Origin of the sequence: Asticcacaulis sp. SL142, from assembly GCF_026625745.1 — a bacterium.
Classification (GTDB): Bacteria; Pseudomonadota; Alphaproteobacteria; order Caulobacterales; family Caulobacteraceae; genus Asticcacaulis.
Genome location: NZ_CP113061.1, coordinates 3,232,780 through 3,250,000 on the forward strand (window position 1 = coordinate 3,232,780; position 17,221 = coordinate 3,250,000).

At 56.8% G+C, this 17,221-nt stretch carries 18 protein-coding genes (1 of these 18 cut by a window edge); 7 read left to right on the forward strand and 11 right to left on the reverse strand.

Features of this window, described 5'->3' with window-relative positions; genetic code table 11:
• Positions 1–19 precede the first annotated feature (19 nt).
• The gene (locus OVA03_RS14775; protein ID WP_267525804.1) at positions 20–2,134 is read left to right on the forward strand and encodes an exonuclease domain-containing protein; all 2,115 of its coding nucleotides are present in this window, start codon (positions 20–22) and stop codon (positions 2,132–2,134) included.
• On the opposite strand, the gene OVA03_RS14780 is transcribed toward OVA03_RS14775, so the two are convergent.
• Positions 2,124–4,823 carry an ATP-binding protein gene (locus tag OVA03_RS14780; RefSeq protein ID WP_267525805.1) on the reverse strand — a complete coding sequence of 900 codons (2,700 nt, stop codon included), beginning with the start codon at positions 4,821–4,823 and terminating at the stop codon, positions 2,124–2,126. The two genes, OVA03_RS14775 and OVA03_RS14780, sit on opposite strands and share 11 nt — an antisense overlap.
• A gap of 195 nt (positions 4,824–5,018) precedes the next feature.
• On the opposite strand from OVA03_RS14780, the gene OVA03_RS14785 reads away from it, so the two are divergent.
• Positions 5,019–5,777: a Crp/Fnr family transcriptional regulator gene (locus OVA03_RS14785; protein WP_267525806.1), complete on the forward strand. Its 759-nt coding sequence runs from the start codon at positions 5,019–5,021 to the stop codon at positions 5,775–5,777.
• Here OVA03_RS14785 and OVA03_RS14790 read toward each other — a convergent pair.
• Positions 5,774–6,274 carry a PIN domain-containing protein gene (locus OVA03_RS14790; protein ID WP_267525807.1) on the reverse strand — a complete coding sequence of 167 codons (501 nt, stop codon included), beginning with the start codon at positions 6,272–6,274 and terminating at the stop codon, positions 5,774–5,776. The two genes, OVA03_RS14785 and OVA03_RS14790, sit on opposite strands and share 4 nt — an antisense overlap.
• Positions 6,274–6,531, reverse strand: a complete 258-nt coding sequence (locus OVA03_RS14795; protein WP_267525808.1) for a type II toxin-antitoxin system Phd/YefM family antitoxin — start codon at positions 6,529–6,531, stop codon at positions 6,274–6,276. The genes OVA03_RS14790 and OVA03_RS14795 overlap by 1 nt, the downstream gene beginning before the upstream one ends.
• Before the next feature lie 225 nt (positions 6,532–6,756).
• Here OVA03_RS14795 and OVA03_RS14800 point away from each other — a divergent pair, with 225 nt between their 5' ends.
• Positions 6,757–8,016, forward strand: a complete 1,260-nt coding sequence (locus OVA03_RS14800; protein ID WP_267525809.1) for a cation:proton antiporter — start codon at positions 6,757–6,759, stop codon at positions 8,014–8,016.
• A gap of 26 nt (positions 8,017–8,042) precedes the next feature.
• On the opposite strand, the gene OVA03_RS14805 is transcribed toward OVA03_RS14800, so the two are convergent.
• Both OVA03_RS14805 and OVA03_RS14810 read right to left on the reverse strand, forming a co-directional pair.
• Positions 8,043–9,605: a tryptophan halogenase family protein gene (locus tag OVA03_RS14805; protein ID WP_267525810.1), complete on the reverse strand. Its 1,563-nt coding sequence runs from the start codon at positions 9,603–9,605 to the stop codon at positions 8,043–8,045.
• A gap of 41 nt (positions 9,606–9,646) precedes the next feature.
• Positions 9,647–9,880, reverse strand: coding sequence for a hypothetical protein (locus OVA03_RS14810; protein WP_267525811.1), 234 nt, complete (start codon positions 9,878–9,880; stop codon positions 9,647–9,649).
• Between the two features lie 166 nt (positions 9,881–10,046).
• On the opposite strand from OVA03_RS14810, the gene nhaA reads away from it, so the two are divergent.
• Positions 10,047–11,231 (forward strand): Na+/H+ antiporter NhaA, encoded by a 1,185-nt coding sequence (gene nhaA, locus OVA03_RS14815; protein WP_267525812.1) that lies wholly within the window; start codon positions 10,047–10,049, stop codon positions 11,229–11,231.
• Here nhaA and OVA03_RS14820 read toward each other — a convergent pair.
• From OVA03_RS14820 to OVA03_RS14845, 6 genes are all read right to left on the reverse strand, one after another.
• Complete coding sequence (locus tag OVA03_RS14820) at positions 11,214–12,287, reverse strand: SGNH/GDSL hydrolase family protein (protein WP_267525813.1); 1,074 nt, start codon at positions 12,285–12,287, stop codon at positions 11,214–11,216. The genes nhaA and OVA03_RS14820 overlap by 18 nt on opposite strands.
• 1 nt (position 12,288) lies before the next feature.
• Complete coding sequence (locus OVA03_RS14825; protein ID WP_267525814.1) at positions 12,289–13,413, reverse strand: SGNH/GDSL hydrolase family protein; 1,125 nt, start codon at positions 13,411–13,413, stop codon at positions 12,289–12,291.
• Between the two features lie 203 nt (positions 13,414–13,616).
• Positions 13,617–14,828, reverse strand: coding sequence for an NADP-dependent isocitrate dehydrogenase (locus OVA03_RS14830; RefSeq protein ID WP_267525815.1), 1,212 nt, complete (start codon positions 14,826–14,828; stop codon positions 13,617–13,619).
• Positions 14,829–14,950: 122 nt separating this feature from the next.
• A complete protein-coding gene (locus OVA03_RS14835; protein WP_267525816.1) occupies positions 14,951–15,265 on the reverse strand; it encodes an ArsR/SmtB family transcription factor in 315 nt (104 codons plus the stop codon).
• Positions 15,262–15,747 (reverse strand): SRPBCC domain-containing protein, encoded by a 486-nt coding sequence (locus OVA03_RS14840; protein WP_267525817.1) that lies wholly within the window; start codon positions 15,745–15,747, stop codon positions 15,262–15,264. The genes OVA03_RS14835 and OVA03_RS14840 overlap by 4 nt, the downstream gene beginning before the upstream one ends.
• A gap of 150 nt (positions 15,748–15,897) precedes the next feature.
• Positions 15,898–16,113 (reverse strand): tautomerase family protein, encoded by a 216-nt coding sequence (locus OVA03_RS14845; RefSeq protein ID WP_267525818.1) that lies wholly within the window; start codon positions 16,111–16,113, stop codon positions 15,898–15,900.
• 162 nt (positions 16,114–16,275) lie between these two features.
• Here OVA03_RS14845 and OVA03_RS14850 point away from each other — a divergent pair, with 162 nt between their 5' ends.
• The 3 genes from OVA03_RS14850 to OVA03_RS14860 all read left to right on the forward strand — a co-directional run.
• Positions 16,276–16,446, forward strand: a complete 171-nt coding sequence (locus OVA03_RS14850; RefSeq protein WP_267525819.1) for a winged helix-turn-helix transcriptional regulator — start codon at positions 16,276–16,278, stop codon at positions 16,444–16,446.
• Positions 16,431–16,895 carry a winged helix-turn-helix transcriptional regulator gene (locus tag OVA03_RS14855; RefSeq protein ID WP_267525820.1) on the forward strand — a complete coding sequence of 155 codons (465 nt, stop codon included), beginning with the start codon at positions 16,431–16,433 and terminating at the stop codon, positions 16,893–16,895. Before OVA03_RS14850 ends, OVA03_RS14855 begins: the two co-directional genes overlap by 16 nt.
• 180 nt (positions 16,896–17,075) lie before the next feature.
• Positions 17,076–17,221: the 5' end (the start) of an RNA methyltransferase gene (locus OVA03_RS14860; protein WP_267525821.1), read on the forward strand. The gene runs 643 nt beyond the window's last position; only the first 146 of its 789 coding nucleotides appear in the window; the start codon lies at positions 17,076–17,078; its stop codon lies off the right edge, out of view.

Here is a 17,221-nt window from a genome sequence, read left to right on the forward strand (position 1 = left end):
TAGAACGGTTATCCCGATCATGAGACCTGTGCAAGCCCTTTTACCGCCGACCTACTACCACACCCATTTCCGGGAGATGATGGCGTTTGTCACCGGTTTATACGGCGACGGGCTGGGCTTGGATGAGCGCGAATTTATGGCGCGCTTTGAGCAACTGGGTGAACCGGCGCAATGTCTTTATATCCGGATGGTCAATCGCAAGACGGCGATTTTCCGGATGCGTGACCTCAACTATCCGGAAATCGGTGATATCGCCGCCGCTATGGATCAACTCACCCGCCACGGCTTTGTGCGCGGGCTGGAATGTGGCGATTACCGCGCCTGCCTTGAAGGGATGACCAAGCCTGATCTGGTGCGGGTGGCCAAGGCGGCGGGCCTGCCCGATATGCGCACCACCTGGTCGAAGGGCGATATGGTCGCCTATGTCCATGATCTTTTGAGTTATGACGATTTTATTGATGCGGCGGATATAGGCACCGGTTTTGTGCCGCACTTTCGCGAGCGGGTCGGGTTTTTGCTCTATCTCTATTTTGGCAAGCTTAATGACAATCTGATCGATTTTACCCTGCGCGATCTGGGCATTTTGTCGGTTAAGGCGCGCGAGACGCATGCCGCACGGTTCGATAGTGTTGACGATGCGCGGGCCGGTTATTTCTACCGTCAGCGCTTAAGCGAGCTCAAGGCTAAGGTCATCGATCCGCATCCTTTGGCGGCGCAGATCGAGGCGTTTCCGGCGGCCCTGAGCGATCACAGTCAGGGTTTGCGCGATCTCCTCCTGCACCGGCTGGGGCAGGGGTTTGAGGCGCGCAAAGATTATGGTCGGGCGCTTGACTTCTATGGCCGATCACAAGCGTTCGACAGTCAGGAACGGCGCATCCGGCTGCTGTATGCGCAAGGGGCTGTCGATGAGGTCAAGGCGCTGCTGGATGATATCATGGCCAATCCGGCCCATGACGAAGCCTATATCTTTGCCGACGATTTTTATAGCCGCAAATTTGGCGGGCGACGCACGGGTGTCCTGACCGAATTGCTGCGCTCAGCCCGGACAGTGGTGGTCGATGATCTATATCGTGGTTACCCGGAGGCGGGGGCGATACAGGCGCTGAGCGCCGAAGGTTGGCGCGGCTATCATGTCGAAAATGGCCTGTGGCCAGCGCTGTTCTGGCGGGTGTTTCATGACGAACTGAGCACCGCACCGGTGTGCAATGATTTTGATCCGGTGCCGAAATGCCTGCGCGACGGTCGGTTTCATATCGACTATGCCGATGCCGTGGCGACAAAGATTGCGGCGATCAGAAACGGAAACATCGCCGCGATTTTGAAACCGTCTGCCGTGCCAGATGAGGCGGCGGACACGCTTCGGGATGAGGTGATTGAGGCTTTTGTGGCCGCCGCCAATCCGTGCGCCATAGCCACGGTGCTTGAGGCCTTCGCGCACAACTATTACGGCTTGCGCGATGGCTTTCCTGATCTGGTGCTGATGCGTGAGTGCGACGTGCTCTTTGTCGAGGTCAAGGCCGAGGGTGATCAGATCCGGCGCAACCAGTTGGCGCGTCTGAATCTTTTGAAATCAGCCGGTTTTGATGTTGAAATTGTGCGCCTTAGCTACCGTGTTGATCCGCAGCAAACCTATGTGGTGGTCGATGTCGAAACGACCGGCGGGCGTAGCATTTATGACCGGGTGACCGAGATCGGCGCGGTCAAGGTGCGCGGTGGTGAGGTGATTGATGTCTGGCAAAGCCTGATCAATCCTAAGCGGCCGATACCCGCCTTTATCACTGAACTGACCGGCATTACCCATGACATGGTGCGTGACGCGCCGACCTTTGATCAGGTGGCCGATGCATTTGCGGCGTTTATGGAGGGGGCAATCTTTGTCGCCCACAATGTCAATTTCGACTACGGCTTTATCTCCGCGGAATACCGGCGCCTCGGTCGCGGATTCAAATACCCAAAGCTGTGTACCGTTGCGTCGATGCGCAAGCATTATCCCGGCCTGTCAGCCTATGGTCTGGCACCCCTTTCGCGGGAATTTGGCATTGAGTTGATCGGCCATCACCGGGCACTGAACGATGCCCATGCGGCAGCGGGTCTGCTGGCGCTGGTCAATGAACAAAGGGCCCTTAAGGGATAAATTTCGCCACGATCTGCTCGAAATCATCAAGGCTGAACGGTTTGGCGATATAGCCGTCCATGCCCATGTCATAGCACTTTTGCGCGGCATCCCCCAGCGCATGGGCCGTCATGCCAATGATGCGCGTCCCTTGCCCGGATGTTTTCACCTTCACGCTCTCGGCTTCGATCTGGCGGATGGCCTGAGTGGCGCCATAGCCATCCAGCCGGGGCAAGTTGATATCCATCAGGATCAGATCGTAGCGGCTGCGTTTAAAGGCGGAGATGGCCGCTTCGCCGTCCTTGGCGATGTCGATGTCATAGCCCAGATTTTCGAGCAGGGTACGTGCCACCAGCACATTGGCCTCATAGTCCTCAACCAGCAGGATATTCCTGCGGCTCGGCATAACGATGGGGGCCTTCGGCGGTCGCACGGTCGGCGGGCTGATCTTGGGGGGATGGGCCGTAGCGGTATGGCTGATCAGCGGCAAACGCACGGTAAAGGTTGAGCCCAGACCCGCCGTGCTGTCGACCTCAATGGTGCCCTGCATCAGTTCGATCAGTTTCTTGGTGATGGTCAGGCCAAGGCCGGTGCCGCCAAACCGGCGGGTGATGGTCTCATCGGCCTGAGCATAGGGGTTGAAGATGCGCGCCACCTGATCTTCGGACATACCAATGCCGGTATCGACGACGCTCACCTGTAACCATTCGCCTGTTTCATCGCGGCTGGTCTCAACCGAAATGTTGATCTGGCCGGCATCGGTATATTTGACGGCATTGCCGATCAGGTTGGTCAGAACTTGCCGTAGGCGCACCGGATCGCTCAGGAAATAGTCAGGCACATCATCGGCAATGTGTGCCCTTAAGGCGACGTGCTTTTCAAGTGCGCGCGGCGTCAGCATGGTCACAACGTCGTTCAGTTCGCGGCGCAGGTCGGTGGCGCGCGTCTCCAGCGTCAGTTCATTGGCCTCAATCTTGGACAGGTCGAGCGAATTGTTGATGATGCTCAATAAGGCGTCGGAACTGATGCCGAGCGTCGAGACCAGTTGCTTTTGCTTGTCGTTCAGGCTCTGGCGCTCAAGGATGGCGGCGATGCCGATGATGGCATTGAGCGGGGTTCTCAGTTCATGGCTCATATGGGCCAGAAACTCGGACTTGGCCGCATTGGCCCGGTCGGCATTGAGCCGGGCATTTTGCGCCAGTATGCCGATGATGGCGTGGGCCATTTCGATGTCGTCCAAAGACCAGTCGATGGCGTTGTTGCGCACCTCTTCCTTCCACGTCTCGAACGAACTGCGCGGCAAAAGGCGGTGACCGGCGCGGGTTTCATGGACGGTCTTTTCCGGCTTTCCGGCCCAGGTGACTTTTTCGATCTGAGGGTCGCGCCGCCAGATGATGTATTCACCGCGCCCCATGGTGATCGGGGCAGCCATCACACCGCCCCTCCACTCGTGCAGGGCATTGCCATCGGAAAAGAAACTATCGATAGCGCGGGTCTTGAAGATCGACGCAGGGCTGTGGCTGTCCAGCCAGTTCACCAGTTGCGCGGTGGCGGCTTTGGGCGGCATATTGCCATAGCTGTCGCAGCGGTCGCGCCGCCAGATGGTCAGGCCGTCGGCGCTCAGTGCGTCCATGATATCCAGATGCTGGCGGCCGATCAGCTCAGACAGCTCATGATTGCCGAGCAGAGCCGTTGAAATACGCTCAAGGATCGTCTTGCGCCGTTCGCGGGCCGCCAGATCAGCGACTTCGGTCATGGACGACAGGTGAGCCGAAAAGATGTGGCCCATGATTTCCGACACCAGCCGCACCGTGTAGGGCACATGATGCGGCGAATTGTGGTGGCAGGCAATCAGGCCCCAGAACCGGCCGTTCTGAAAGATCGAAATCGACATAGACGCCTTAACGCCCATATTGGCCAGATACTGCACATGGATGGGCGATACGCTGCGTAACATGCACATCGACATGTCGAGCGATTCCCCCGTCTGCGGATTGAGTGGCGGTGTCAGCGGCACCGGGGCATAAGAAATATCCGAGATCTGACGGATAAAGCTTTTCATATAAAGCCTGCGGGCCTGCGGCGGAATGTCGGAGGCCGGAAAGCGCAGGCCGAGATAGCTGGGCATAAACTCAGCGCGCGCCTCTGAGACCACCTGACCGTTCCAGGCGTCATCGAACTGATACAGCTTGACGCGGTCAAAGCCGGTGATGCGGCGTACGCAGCCGGTGACATAATCAAACAACTCGGCCAGCGTGCGCGGGGCGCGGATACCGATCGAAAACTGGCGCATTTCATCGTGGAAAGCGCGGTCGGCCAGGGCGGTCTCTGTCTGCCGAAACTCCAGCTCAACGATCAGATTGGGGCCGCTATAGTGGGATATGGCATCAAAGTCGCGGTCATTAAGCGTAACAATGCCTGAGCGCATGGGCTGCAAATCGCCGTCGCGCGCGACCTCCATCAGGTAGTCGACCTTAGCCGTTCCCAAAACCTCATCAAGCGACGTCCCCAGTAAGGCTTTGGCCTCAATGCCCAGAACCTTGCCCGTATTTTCGCTGACCTGAACAATGGTGCGATTGTGCGGGTTGACGGCGAACAACAGGCCGTAGGGCTGAATGGAGCCGGGGATATGGATCGGTTCGTGCTCACATGATTGCAGCGCCGCATCCAGTTCCGCATCAGTCAGTTCGTCCCGTTGCGTGAACGGCATTTACGGCGTCTCCGGATGGGGTGGTGAAGGATCATAAAGGCGCAGGCAGGTAGGTATATGCTGCGCAAAATCAGCAACCGATACGGTTCGGATATGACTTCATAATCGAAAATTTGCAGCCCGATAATACATGGTTTTGGGGTGTTGTATGCGCACAAGTGCACACAGAGCCTTAAGCGGTATAGATGGGGAACTATGATCAGGCGATCACCGACAGAGAACGGCATCAATGAAGACACGCACGTCAGCAACCTGTTGAACGCCCTGCGTCCTGCCGATCTGGCGCTGCTGGAGCCACATCTGGAACGGGTCTATGTCGATGCGGGGACTGTGCTGGTCGAAGCGGGCGATACCGTCAAATATGCCTGGTTTCCGTGCGGGCCTACGCTGGTGTCATTTCTGGTGCTGCTTGAGGATGCGCGCGGGGTGGAAACGGCGCTGATTGGCCGCGAAGGGGCGGTCGGCGGTATCGTCAGTCAGGGGCGTCTGCCCGCCTATGCGCGGGCGGTGGTGCAGTTTCCCGGCCCCATGTTGCGCATCGATGCCGGTTTGCTGGAGGCAGCTAAGTTAGAGTCGGTTAAGCTCAGGCATTTCTTTGCACGCTATGCCGATTGCCTGCTGGCGCAGGTGTTTCAAGGCGTGGCCTGCAACGCCACCCATTCCATCGAACAGCGTACCGCCAAATGGCTGTGCGCCGCCATTGACCGGACGGGTGATCACGTCCTGCCGTTGACGCAGGAGCAACTGGCCGGGATGTTGGGCGTTGGCCGCAGTTATGTCGGAAGGGTCGTCGCCACAATGAAACGGCGCGGCACCCTCAGGACATTACGCGGGCGTTTGATGATCAATGAGTTTGATGACCTTAAGGCTCTGGCCTGCGGCTGCAACGGTCTGGTGCGCGCCCATTTCGATGAAGTTCTGGCGGGCGTTTACCCGTCTGAGGGTGAGGGCTAAAACCGCAGGAACAGGTTCCGGAACCACATCGGGCCGGTTTTGGCCATCTGGCGCCAGTCTGCGCTGTCTTCGGCGGCAATTTCGGGGGTAAAGCCCCACGGATTGAAGGTCTTGATACGGCTGGCCTTATAGGCGGCGGCATTGCGGGTCACCAGAACCAGCCCGTGCACGGATGCCGTCGCGGCCATCAGCGCATCACGGCTGTCGCTGATGGCTAAGTGTGCGCGCTTTTTGGCGACCGCCGCATCAACCGACAGGATATGGCCATCAAAGGCCGTCATCACCTGATGATCCAGCCAGCCGCGCAGGGCCGCACCGGCCAGTTTATCGCGGGTGGTAAGCTGGGTGACGTGGGTTTCAAGCTCAATCAGGCTGAGCGCCGACATAAACAGGTTCTGGCGCGCCACACTACCGGCCCAGGTGGTCAGGCCCTTATCGGTCTGACCGGATTTTGCCTTGCGTAGCTCCAGAATGATGTGGGTATCGAGCAGGTACATCAGAACTTAAGGCCGGACGATCCGGCCTTATCCCAGTCAGCGCCCGAATCCTCAGCCGTGGTCGGGGTTGCGGCCTCCGGCATGGCCAGCAGATCGACGATGGTTTCGGTCTTACCGGTCATGTGGCGAAAGGCCTCAAAGCTCATCAGGACGTGAGTCGGCCGCCCGCGGTCGGTAATATAGACCGGCTCAAGTCGGGCTTCGCGCTTGGCGCGGCCGACATCCTGATTGAATTCGCGGCTGGTGAGGGTGGCCATCAGGTGTAAAATCCGTAGCTACATAGGTATATTGACGGCGTTGTCATGTAGTAATGTTACTACGTAGTGTTGAATTGGCAACAGAAATTTGCTCAACGAAAACAAAATGGTATGAAGCGCAAAAAGCGTCAAATTAGGATTTGACCCCGGTGAAAGTTTCAGCCTCATTTACGGGCAGAGCCGCAGAGCTCGATAAAAAATTATTTAGTAAAGGGAGCCTGGGGCATGCCGACGACGGGGCACACTATGGGGACGGTTGAGATTTTTCTCATCGCCATGCTGATTATTTTAACCGTGCCCTATCTGATATGGCGCTGTTTCAAGACGGAATATTACGCGCCGCTGGTGGTGGTGCAGATTATCGGCGGCATACTGTTGGGGCCGGGTGTGCTGGGGGCGGTGTTCCCGGACTATTACACTTTCGTGTTCAATCCGCAGGTCATTACCGCACTCAATGGCATTGCGTGGTGGGCGGTGATGATCTTTGTGTGGATCGCCGGGATTGAACTCGATCTGAAAAAAGCGTGGCAATACCGCTCGGAAACCAGCGTCACCGCGGGGCTGGCCCTGGGCACGCCACTGATCTTTGGCTGCGTGGCCGCGGTTGGGATTATCATGGTCAGCGGCACCGCCGGATGGATCGGGCCCAAGGGCACGACCTGGCAATTTGTGCTCGGCATCGGCATGGCGTGCGCAGTGACGGCCCTGCCTATTCTGGTGCTGTTTATGGAAAAGCTCGGCATCCTGCGTGAGGCCTTGGGGCAGCGAATTTTGCGTTATGCCAGCCTTGATGACATTGCGATCTGGGGCGTTCTGGCGCTGATTCTGCTGGACTGGGATCGCGTCGGACGCCAAGCCATGTATCTGGTTGGCTTTATGGCCGCGGCGTGGTTGATCCGTAAGCTGATGCGCAAGGTGCCGGAGCGTGACCGGTGGTATATCGGCCTGATCTGGCTGGCTGCCAATGGTTTTGCCGCTGACTGGAGCGGTCTGCACTTCATGGTGGGGGCGTTCCTGGCCGGGGCCGTGCTCGATTCGGATATGTTCGACCAAAAGCAGATGGATTTGTTCCGCAACCACATCCTGCTGGCCATCATGCCGGTTTTCTTTCTGTCGACGGGCCTGAGAACCAATTGGGAAGTCGGCGGATTTGCGGTCTTTGCCGTGGCTGGGGTCCTGCTGGTGGCGTCGGTGGCGGGCAAACTGGCTGGGGTTCAGATTGCCGGAAAGATGCTGGGCTGGCAAAAGGGCGAGGCTTCAATCATCGGCTGGCTGTTGCAGACCAAGGCCCTGATCATGATCATCTTCGTCAATATCCTGCTGGATAAAGGCGTGATTACCAATGAAGCCTTCACAGCGACGCTTTTGATGGCGGTCGGCAGCACCATGTTGTCGATACCCTTGGTCACGCCAAAGCTGGAAAAAATGCGCTCATTGATATTCAAATCGGCGCAGGCTGACAGCGCGCAAAGCCCGCCAAGGTGACTGAGTCGACAAACTCCTGACGGTGGTCAGGCCATTACCGGGGCTTTTTCGCTAAAGCCCTGATCATAGATTTGACGGATCAGGGTGCGGTGCGCGGGCAGGTCTTTGGTGGCGCGCTCCCCGTACGAAGTGATGCGGGCAAAGATGCGTTCGGTTTCGGCCGCATTGGGGAAGTTGGACCGCCCTCCCGACAGATCAGTCTTAAAGCCCATGCCATAGAGAATGTACTGGTAGTTAAAGAACGCGAACGATTCCAGATCGAGCAGGAAATCAAAGCGGTTCGGCGGGCGATAGCGCCATTGCTCAAGCAATTCGCGCAGTCGTTCCGGCACGGACGCAGGATCGGTATTATCGCGCCAGAACGGCTCCTCGCGCTGGCTTAAGGCATAGTGCAGCTTCAGGAAGTTGATGATGTTGTCATAGCGCTTGACCATCAACTCATTAAAACGCGCCGCCGGGGCATCAATCGGGCCATTGTGCGGGAACAACTCCGCAATCATGCTGATGGCCACTTCGATCATCACCACGCCGGTCGATTCCAGCGGCTCCATAAACCCGCCCGACAGGCCGACCGCCACGCAGTTCTTAACCCACTGAGTGGTGCGATAGCCCGGCTCAAACGGGATAACGCGGGTTTGTAATTCATAGGGTTTGGGGCCGATGTAACGGCGCAAAGTGGCTTCGGCGTCAGCATCCGTGGCGTGGTCGCTGGAATAGACATAGCCGATCCCGCGCATCCCATCGAGGCCGATATCCCAGGTCCAGCCCGCCTCATGTGCGGTCGAAACCGTGTAGCTTTCTATCGGCGCATCGGGTTTATCATAAGGGATTTTGCAGGTGACGGAGCGATTGGTGAATAGATATTGGCGCACGCTGTGGAACGGCGCGTCCAATGCCTTGCCGATCAGTTCGGCGTGAAAACCGGTACAGTCGATATAAAGATCGGCGGTAAGCGACCCGTGCTCATGGGTCATAATCCGGTCAATCGCACCGGTGTCATCAAGCTCAACGCCCTTGAGGGTGCCGCTTAGGTGACGCACGCCCAGGGCCTTGGCCCGTTCGGCCAGCACATGGGCCAGTTTCACTGAATCAAAGTGGTAAGCGTAATTGAGCGGCCCGGTGAAATCACCTTCGTGAGGGCGTTTAGGCGCGCGCTGGGCCTCGGCCACGCGCTTCTGAAAGGTCACGGCCTGCGCAAACGGCAGACGGGTCGCCTCATCCTGCAACAGCCAGTAGGGCAGAAGGCCCGCCCCTTCGGTATAGAACGGCGCCTCGAACGGATGGAAATAATGCTCGTGCTGGCCGTTGTGCGGCGTCTTGACCCAATCGGCAAAGCGGATGCCTTGTTTAAACGTCGCTGAGGTCTGGCGCATGAACTGGGCTTCGTCGATGCCCAGAAATTTCAAGGTATTGCGAATGGTCGGGAACGTGCCTTCCCCGACGCCGATAATGCCGATGTCAGACGATTCCAGCAGGGTGATATTGAGTTGCTGCTGATCACCAATATCAAAAAATTTGGCAAGGTAAGCCGCCGCCAGCCATCCGGCGGTGCCGCCGCCGACAATAAGAATGTTCCGCTTTGAATTCATCCGCGAAACATAGCTTGGTTTTCAAGCGGGAGAAAGTCGGTTTAATTTACACCCACGGCCTGAGTTGACGCCGGATCAGAAATCGAACCTTCGTGGTTGTCCTGATAAACGGCATCGGCAGCATTATTGGTGGAGCTTGACGGATTAATTGCTGCGAAGGCAATCAGCAGGCCGACCACCAAAGCCACCGCTGTGATAATCACCCACGGAAACCCTCTGACCGGTGGCTTTCCGGGTTCATCGGTGTCGATGTGGTTTGGATCATGAGGGGCCATTTCGTCTCTCCTTATGGATTTCCGATAATTATGGGCTCCCATCCATAAGGTGTCAGTGCGATGTCATCAGTCACAAATAAGCGAACGATATGGTCCGAAAAAGGGTGACCTGACGGCAAATACCCTTATGATAATCCGTCAATGTTGAGACCATAAAAGGCCCGCCATGATCCGTAAAACCCTCACGATGACCACCTCATTTCTCAAAAGCGAAGCCGCAGGCGGGTTGATCCTTATGGCCGCCGCCGTGGCAGCGATGGTGGTGGCCAACTCCCCGCTGTCCGAGGATTATTTCCACCTGCTACATGTCTATGTGGCGGGTTTGAGCCTTCAGCACTGGATCAATGACGCGCTGATGGCGATCTTCTTCCTGATGGTTGGCCTTGAGATCAAGCGCGAGGTTCTGACCGGAGAATTATCGACCTGGTCGCGCCGGGCCTTACCGGGGCTTGCCGCCATTGGCGGGGTCGCCGTGCCTGCGCTCATCTATGTCGGTATCAATGCCGGGACACCGGAAAGTTTACGCGGCTGGGCGATACCTACCGCTACCGACATCGCCTTTGCGCTGGGTGTTCTGGCGCTTTTGGGATCGCGCGTGCCGGTGGCACTCAAGATTTTCCTGACGGCGCTGGCGATCATTGATGATCTGGCGGCCGTCATTATTATCGCTATTTTCTATACCGCCGATTTGAACCTTCAGATGTTGGGGGCGGCTGCCGGATTGTTGGTCCTGCTGTTTCTGATGAACCGCTTTAAGGTCAAGTCGCTATGGCTTTATCTGGCTGTCGGCGCGGTGCTGTGGTGGTTTGTCTATAAGTCCGGCGTTCATGCGACGCTTGCCGGGGTGGCGACGGCGCTGTTTATCCCGCTGCACACTCACAAAGGCGAGCATGACGACCACCATTCGCCACTGGTGCGTCTTGAGCATGCCCTGCATAAACCGGTGGCGTTCCTGATCGTGCCGATCTTTGGCTTTGCCAATGCCGGGGTGTCGCTGGCGGGGTTTTCATGGGAGGCGCTGCTGCTGCCCATTCCGCTAGGTGTCGCCGCCGGGCTGTTTTTGGGTAAGCAGGTTGGGGTGTTTGCGGCGGCGTTTTTGGCTATCAAAACCGGTGTCGCGCCCATGCCCAAGGACACAAGCTGGCCGCAAATCTACGGCCTGTCGCTGCTGTGCGGGATCGGCTTTACCATGAGCCTGTTTATCGGCTTGCTGGCCTTCCCGACCCATCCAGAAGCACAGGATGCGGTCAAGATCGGCGTGCTGATGGGCTCGATCCTGTCTGGCGTGATCGGCTACATTGTGCTTAGCTTTTGCGGCAAAAAATCCGTGTCGTCACCGGCTCTGCCATAGGGCGGGGCGGGCGTCGATATAGTCCGTCAGCAGGCCCTTGAGGATCACGTCATCGGCCACGGACGGGTGGGCGTGGCAGCCTGCGTAATCAAGCCCGGTGAATATGATCGTATCGACCTGGGTTTCACCCTGCGATTTCAGAGTTTTTTCGACCTGTAAGACCTGATCGCGGATTTCGCCGCCCGATTGGTCTGAGGCCATCAGGATAAACTGCGCCTTGGGGTTTTTAGCGCGCAAGGTTTTGACGAACGTCACATAGGTGTTGCGGTAATCAGTGCGCAGGTCTTCGCGGGTTTTCCATTTCTCATCGGGCTTGAGCGCGGTTGAAAAATCATTGGTGCCCAGACCGATGACGATGATCTGCGGTTGCCAGTTTTCGGCTTTGTATTCGGTCTTGCCGTCAAACAGGGTGTAGTTGTGCAAAACGGGCAGGGTATCGCCTTTAATCCCATCATAATTGCGCACCACACCGCGACCGGAAAAAGCATTGATCTGGTAATCGGCATTATACGCCTTGGCGGTCAGCGGCCCGAACGCCTGAGACGTATCAGTCGTCGCCCAGACTTCGTCGGTGGTGCACTCACGCTTAGGCGAGGTATTGCCATAACCGACGGTGAAGCTGTCGCCGATAAACTCGATCTGCCGCGCGCGAGCGGGGGGCGGAATAGCGTCATCCGAGGCGTTAGAGAAAAAGCCCAGAAATTTACCGGTATCGCTTTGAGACTCTGTAATTTTTTCCAGCCTATAACGATCACCATGATCATTACCTTCGTGATCGAAGCGGAAATTGGCGCGTCCCGGACGCACAATTACTCTGAACAGTTGACCGTTCAGATAGAGCTTGTAGATGTTTATCTTGTCATCGAATTTGAGTGTGACCGATCGGCCGTTAGTCGCGGTCTCAAAATATATACCTGGCCATTGATGTGCTTCGCCTGCCTGTTGAGCCGAGGTTTCTATACGCCCGCCGGTATGATGAGGCAGGCGGGTTTCGGCAACTGCATTCGCTGAAAGTGCACATGAAATGGTTGTGGCAAAAACTAAGGCTAATTTCATGTTATTTCCCCTGCCAGATATTGGGGCGTTGATCGATAAAGCTCGCCACAATATCGGCCATGGTTTTGTGGTCGTTCAATGACGGGTGCCAGTCGCAGGCGGTCGATTCAAGTTTTGGGTAAACGACGGCGTCAATCTTGGTATCACCAGTGGCCTTATAGGCGGTAAGAACGGATTTGGAGGCGGCGAAATAATCCTCATTAAATCCGTCCTGAAGCCCTATGAGAATGAACGCTTTCGGATTCTGGGCCCGGATGTCAGCCAGAAATGTCAGGAAGGTCGCTTCCCAGTCGGCGCGTAACGCGGCCACATCTTTCCATTTTTCGCCGGGTTTTAGTGGCGTTGAAAAATCATTGCCACCAAGCGCGATCACAATCACTTGCGGCGCCCAGCCCTTGCGGTCATAGGGTGTCGGATCATCGAACAGCACGCGCGCATAAAGCACCGGCATGGGCCGGTCAGGCTCTGAGCCGTCATAATTGCTCACAATGCCAATGCCGGAATAGGCGTTAAGCTGAAAATCGGCATTGTATTTGTGAGCCACCTGCGCGGGATAGGCCTTATGGCTGTCGGTGGTCTCAAACACTTCGGCCTTGGTGCACTCGCGCTTGGTTGAGGTATTGGCGTAACCGACCATATCGGAATCGCAGATATATTCGATCTGCCGCGCGCGGGGTGCCGGGGCGGGGAGAACCGAGTCTGTGTCGCGAACCAAAATTCTACTTACCCCCATAAAGCTACTACCTTGCGATTCGGTCTGTGCTTCGACGCGGATATGATGAGGTCCCTCGCTGAGCCTGCTGTAGTGGAAGGTTGTGTAAATTGGTTTTGACTGGGTATCTACCTTTTTGCCGTCAACATAGACGCTAAAAATATTGGTCTTACCGTTGAGGATCAGGTCGAAAGAGGTGCCCTTAATATTGGCTTCCCAATAGGCACCGGGCCATTGATATGTTCGATGAAGTGCGCGGGCAACGCTGTGTATGGGAACGCGTTCGCCCTCTTTGCAGTCGGGGCAGGGCACGCCGATATTGGTGACGGTAAGTGGGATTGAAGGCGTCTCGGGGTTTTGTGCTGCTACGCTGGTCGCGGTTAGAAATACGAGTCCTAGGAAGAATCGTTTCATGCGCTTTCCCCGTCTTATTATGATGCCGCACTCAATCCGGCCATGACAGCCTTGTCAAGCACGGCCAACTAAAAAGGCCGCCCGTGATGCGGACGGCCTTTTGATTGGTGCTGCACCCCTCCACCACTTCGTGGTCCCCCTCCCCAGCCGAGCTAGGGAGGAGAAAGGGGGTACATGGGGGAAAGTCATTTCCCCCATGAGGGCTAAGCCAGTGCCTTGCTGAGGTTCTCGCTGATCTTGTCGAGGAAACCCTCAGTCGTCAGCCAGCCTTGCTTATCACCGACCAGCAGGGCCAGATCCTTGGTCATGAAGCCGGCTTCAACCGTATCGACGCAGACTTTTTCCAGGGTCGCCGCAAACTTGGCCAGTTCTTCGTTACCATCCAGCTTGGCGCGGTGCGACAGGCCCTGGGTCCAGGCAAAGATCGAGGCCATTGAGTTGGTCGAGGTCGCTTCGCCCTTTTGATGCTGACGGAAGTGACGGGTCACCGTGCCGTGAGCGGCTTCGGCTTCCATGATCTTGCCATCCGGAGTGACCAGAGCCGAGGTCATTAGGCCAAGCGAGCCGTACCCTTGCGCGACCGTATCGGACTGAACGTCGCCGTCATAGTTCTTACAGGCCCAGACGAACCCGCCCGACCACTTCAAGGCTGATGCGACCATGTCGTCGATCAGACGGTGCTCATAGGTCAGACCCAGTTCCTTGAACTTTGCGGCATATTCAGCGTCGAAAATCTCTTGGAAGATGTCCTTGAACCGGCCGTCATAGGCCTTGAGGATGGTGTTCTTGGTCGACAGGTATACCGGATAGTTGCGCGAAATGCCGTATTCAAACGACGCACGGGCAAAGTCACGGATCGACTCATCAAGGTTATACATGCCCATAGCGACACCGGCGCCGGGGAATTTGAAGACTTCGTATTCCTGCACCTTGCCGTCGTCGCCTTCGAACTTCATGGTCAGCTTGCCGGGACCGGGGACGAGGAAGTCCGTCGCCTTATACTGGTCACCAAAGGCGTGACGACCCACGACGATCGGCTGAGTCCAGCCGGGGACGAGGCGCGGCACGTTCTTGCAGATGATCGGCTCACGGAACACAACGCCGCCCAGGATGTTGCGGATGGTGCCGTTTGGCGACTTCCACATCTTCTTGAGGTTAAATTCCTTCACGCGCGCTTCATCAGGGGTGATGGTGGCGCACTTGACGCCGACGCCGCAGGCCGCAATGGCATTGGCTGCGTCAATGGTGACCTGATCGTCAGTGGCATCACGGTTTTCCATGCCCAGATCGTAATATTGCAGGTCGATGTCGAGATAGGGGTGGATCAGCTTGTCCTTGATCCACTGCCAGATGATGCGGGTCATTTCATCGCCGTCAATATCGACGACCGGATTTGCAACTTTGATCTTAGCCATGAGGTTTCCTTAAAATAGACCGGCGCTTCGCAGGAGGGCGCACAGGGCCGTTCCCGCAGCGATGGAGGTTTCCCTATAGACGAAAAGAGGGTGGGGATGAAAGGGGGATTCGACAACCTGTATCAGGTGTCGTCAGCATCCAGCATATCCCCTAACCTATCCAGCCGCCTTTGCCATAGGGGGCGGCGGGCGCGGGCCCACTGCTCCAGCACTTCAAGGCCGGCCGGATCGATTGTGCACGATCGGACGCGACCGATCTTTTCGGTTTTTATAAGACCGGCAGCCTCCAGGATTGCCAGATGCTGGCCGACTGCCGTGAGCGTCATGTCATAATGCGCCGCCAGCGCCGATACAGATAGTGCTGTATCGGTCAAACGCTCCATTATGTCGCGGCGGGTGGCATCCCCCAGCGCCTGAAACACACGCTCAGGCGTCAATGGGAGCTATCCGGTGCTTTGGCCAAAAACGCGGCCAGACTCATAAGCAGTTTCTCCCAGCCGTCTTTGCGCATCTCAGGCCCGTCCGAATTTTCAAAGAACGCCCCCTGATGGGTGCAGGTCAGGCGCGTGCCGCCATCCTCTTCGGTAAATTCAAAACTGAGCAGAGAGCCGGAAAACGGCGTGCCATTCATCATCATATTAGACGCGCAGACGATACGCTGCTGATCCACTATATCCAGAAAGATGCCTTCGGATGATATGACCGCACCCGGAAACGGCGTGTTGTCACCCATCACCCAGCGGGCGCTCTCCTTGCCGCCGACCTTAAACTCAAACGCGATATGGTCGCCAGGACGTGCCACGCCCTCGGGGCTCTGCCACTTCGCCCGCAAGGACGGTTCGGCAAAGGCCGCAAAAACTTTCGCCAAAGGGTGAGGGTAGGTCTTGTCGATAGCGAAAGACGCATGAGTTACGGGCATGGTGATCTCTCTTTCTAAAAGTGAAGTTTAAGCTTGAGTATCATGCGGTGGGCCAATAATCAAGTTTTGACTTCACTATCGGAAGGCGAAGCACGTTGGGGCGGTCGCCGCTTGAGTGATATCCGTCTAACGACCGCCCGCCGGGAAGTCCTAGGCCTCGGCCAGCTTTTGCACATCTCTGGCCGTCAGGGGCTGGCCGCCGATGGCCCAGTCGCCGCTATTGATTTCATTAATCTTGACCCAGGTAACGCCGCGCAGGGCTTCGCCTTCGACGCGGATCATGGCGTTGGTAACCTCAGTAATCATGGCCTGCTTTTGTGCCGGGGTAAAAACGTCCTTGATGACGTCTATAGTAACGAGGGGCATGGCAGTTTCCTTTGTGTTGCATGCGTTGTGTTCAGAGCGTCAGGATTAGTGACGCGCACACAGATGGAGACAACCGCGCGATGCGGGCCAGTGTAGAAACTATAGCGAAGGCGATCAGGGTTTCGTGCTAAGCTTAGTGAATTCACAGCAAGAGGGCGCGCCATGTCTGAGGCGGGTTACAACCAGTTCTGTCCCGTAGCTAAGGCCTGCGAGTTGCTTGAGCCGCGCTGGACCTTGCTTATCCTGTGTGAAATGTGGTCGGGGTCTACGCGCTTTAACGATATCGGGCGCGGCGTGCCCGGTATGTGCCGACACTGTTGTCGCGAAGACTGAAGGACATGCAGGGCAGCGGGCTTATCGCGCGTCATCACGATGTCACGACCGGGCAGGTCAATTACATACCTACGGACATGGCGCGTAAACTTGAGCCGATCGTCCATGCCCTTGGGCAGTGGGCCCATGAAAATATAGATTCCGCCGTTACTCTGCAAAAACTCGATAGTCGGCTTTTGATGTGGAACGTCCGGCGCAAGATCGATTTGCGTCGCTTTCCGGATCGCCGCTCTGTGGTGCAGTTTATCTTTCCCGAACAAAAGCCTGAACACCGCAATTACTGGCTGATCGCCAGACCGGGCTGTGAGGTTGATCTGTGTGTCACGGATCCGGGGTTTGAGGTCGATCTGTTTGTCGAGAGCGAATTGAAAACCTTGACCCGCATATACATGGGCTTTGCGCCCATGTCAGAGTCTATCAAGCGGGGCGAGATGTACGTTGTCCGGTGATGATGCTCTGGCGGCCTCTATTCAGGACTGGATGCGATTAAGTTCGTTCGCACCGCAGGAGACTTATAGATGTTAGCCAGAACGGTTGGGGCTTTTTTACAATAAACGCTTGCCCTATAAGCGCGCCTTGTTCGTCGCGTCTTGTCACCAAGACTGCGATCGCCTTTTGGAAGCCCCCTCATGAAAGACAAACGTCCGGCGCCTGAGCGCGACCCTAACCTGACCCCGCCGTGTGTGATCCTCGATCGACCGCAACTGGCCGACAATATCGGGGCGGTCGCGCGCGTTATGGCCAATTTCGGTTTGCATGAATTGCGTCTGGTAGC

Coding starts and splice junctions, on each gene's coding strand:
- OVA03_RS14775 (WP_267525804.1), top strand. CDS start 20: ATGAGACCTGTGCAAGCCCTTTTACCGCCGACCTACTACCACACCCAT.
- OVA03_RS14780 (WP_267525805.1), bottom strand. CDS start 4,823: ATGCCGTTCACGCAACGGGACGAACTGACTGATGCGGAACTGGATGCG.
- OVA03_RS14785 (WP_267525806.1), top strand. CDS start 5,019: ATGATCAGGCGATCACCGACAGAGAACGGCATCAATGAAGACACGCAC.
- OVA03_RS14790 (WP_267525807.1), bottom strand. CDS start 6,274: ATGTACCTGCTCGATACCCACATCATTCTGGAGCTACGCAAGGCAAAA.
- OVA03_RS14795 (WP_267525808.1), bottom strand. CDS start 6,531: ATGGCCACCCTCACCAGCCGCGAATTCAATCAGGATGTCGGCCGCGCC.
- OVA03_RS14800 (WP_267525809.1), top strand. CDS start 6,757: ATGCCGACGACGGGGCACACTATGGGGACGGTTGAGATTTTTCTCATC.
- OVA03_RS14805 (WP_267525810.1), bottom strand. CDS start 9,605: ATGAATTCAAAGCGGAACATTCTTATTGTCGGCGGCGGCACCGCCGGA.
- OVA03_RS14810 (WP_267525811.1), bottom strand. CDS start 9,880: ATGGCCCCTCATGATCCAAACCACATCGACACCGATGAACCCGGAAAG.
- nhaA (WP_267525812.1), top strand. CDS start 10,047: ATGATCCGTAAAACCCTCACGATGACCACCTCATTTCTCAAAAGCGAA.
- OVA03_RS14820 (WP_267525813.1), bottom strand. CDS start 12,287: ATGAAATTAGCCTTAGTTTTTGCCACAACCATTTCATGTGCACTTTCA.
- OVA03_RS14825 (WP_267525814.1), bottom strand. CDS start 13,413: ATGAAACGATTCTTCCTAGGACTCGTATTTCTAACCGCGACCAGCGTA.
- OVA03_RS14830 (WP_267525815.1), bottom strand. CDS start 14,828: ATGGCTAAGATCAAAGTTGCAAATCCGGTCGTCGATATTGACGGCGAT.
- OVA03_RS14840 (WP_267525817.1), bottom strand. CDS start 15,747: ATGCCCGTAACTCATGCGTCTTTCGCTATCGACAAGACCTACCCTCAC.
- OVA03_RS14845 (WP_267525818.1), bottom strand. CDS start 16,113: ATGCCCCTCGTTACTATAGACGTCATCAAGGACGTTTTTACCCCGGCA.
- OVA03_RS14850 (WP_267525819.1), top strand. CDS start 16,276: ATGTCTGAGGCGGGTTACAACCAGTTCTGTCCCGTAGCTAAGGCCTGC.